Genomic DNA, 631 nt, shown 5'->3' with positions numbered 1-631 from the left:
GACGATGTAAAACCAAATGGCCACGTACATGTGCTTCTCGCGCCGCCGCAGGACCGTGCCCAGCAGGTTCACCGTAAACGCCACCCAGACCACGGTGATGGCAATGTCAATCGGCCACTCCAGTTCCGCGTATTCCTTGCTCGTCGTCAGCCCCAGCGGCAACGTGAGCGCGGCCGCCACGATGATGGCGTTCCACCCCCAGAAATTGAGCCAGCTCAACGTGTCGCTGAACATGCGCGCGTTGCCGACAAAGGCGAAAACCACCGCGTTGGTGTGCAACGGGCGGATGCGGCCAAAGGTGGTGAAGGGCAGTTCCAGATTCAGCCCGGGCCAGAATAACTGGCAGGCGGCCAGCAAGCCCACGCTGGTGCCGATCAAGCCCCAAAAAGCCGTCGCGAGGCAGAAAGCCCGCACCACCCGGTTGTCGTAACGAAAGGTCTCAACGTTCATGTTTGTTATTTCTCTTCCATGTCTCCGGCGCGCCGTCCGGTCGGGCCGGGGGCGGATCCTCCCCCAACACGCGTAGCGCGGGGGTATGGGTATCCTCGTATTGCCCCGAACGCACCGCCCAAATGAAGGCCGCCAAAAATCCCAGGGCCACCAGCAGGCTGGCGGAAATGAGCAGGTAAAT

The 631-nt window shown here is 61.5% G+C and carries 2 protein-coding genes; both read right to left on the bottom strand.

Going from position 1 to position 631, the window contains the following annotated elements:
* The coding region (locus ACMUOY_RS20500; protein WP_413894562.1) for a cbb3-type cytochrome c oxidase subunit I at window positions 1–450 on the bottom strand (450 nt) is incomplete at its 3' end.
* Window positions 440–631, bottom strand: a 192-nt coding sequence (ccoS, locus tag ACMUOY_RS20495) for a cbb3-type cytochrome oxidase assembly protein CcoS (protein ID WP_413894561.1), incomplete at its 5' end; no start/stop codon positions are given. The genes ACMUOY_RS20500 and ccoS, both read right to left, overlap by 11 nt.

Origin of the sequence: Candidatus Skiveiella danica (assembly GCF_022705245.1) — a bacterium.
Taxonomy (GTDB): domain Bacteria; phylum Pseudomonadota; class Gammaproteobacteria; order Burkholderiales; family Burkholderiaceae_C; genus Skiveiella; species Skiveiella danica.
This window is presented reverse-complemented; position numbering and strand designations above follow the sequence as displayed.